Source organism: Legionella santicrucis, assembly GCF_001468135.1.
Lineage (GTDB): Bacteria > Pseudomonadota > Gammaproteobacteria > Legionellales > Legionellaceae > Legionella > Legionella santicrucis.
The window spans coordinates 84,419-85,137 of the sequence record NZ_LNYU01000078.1 but is presented as its reverse complement, the minus strand read 5'-3'; the positions used below and the strand labels follow the sequence as shown (position 1 = coordinate 85,137).

Genomic DNA, 719 nt, shown 5'->3' with positions numbered 1-719 from the left:
AGGGATTTTGTGCCTCACCTTGGCATAAAACATAAAAACCACCATTGGGCGAGGTGATGCCATGAATCACACACTCACTGCCCACACCACCAAGATACTGGCAGCAATGCGTTATTTTCCCAAGACAGGCCGCAAGTGCTGCTCCTTTATCACTGGTTGTATCCAGTTTTTTAATATAAATCCCAGGATAGCCAATGTCTTTACCATCAATAATCACATCAGGAATCGTCTTATCCGCATTATCACGCTTGAGTGCATAAAATTGCTCCCTACTTTGGGGACTGATGCCGTTTTGAATTAAGATGTTTTGAGCCGCACTGCTTTCTTGTTGGTACTGGGCATAAAAGGCTTCCAGAACAATCATATCAGCATGCGCCAAAGGTAATCGTCCTTGGCAAAGAGAAACGAGTTGGGTTTGCAGCTCAAATAAGCGTTGACTGAATACTTTCAGCTGTTCTTCGCGCGCCATTCTTGCTTCGGGGTTAGTCAAGGGCTTTTGCTTCAGTTGCTTGTATTGTCTTGATACCGTAGCGAGTTCCTTTTTGACGTCTTGAATTTTATCCCTTATTTGTGCATCGAACTTTTGGCCTTCTTGTTTCGTTGCGTTCTTACCCATTTTTCCCAGAGACTCAATGGCTTCTGCATGCGGCAAAAGGGCACGAAAACGGGGGTTGGCAAGATAGAGGTTGGCCAGTTTTAGCCATTGCGGAAACGCACAC

General features: G+C 45.2%; 1 protein-coding gene. It reads right to left on the bottom strand.

The genetic code is table 11. The annotated features are described in order from the left end of the window. A partial coding sequence (locus Lsan_RS22660; RefSeq protein WP_193392716.1) for a hypothetical protein occupies positions 1-719 on the bottom strand: 719 nt, incomplete at both ends.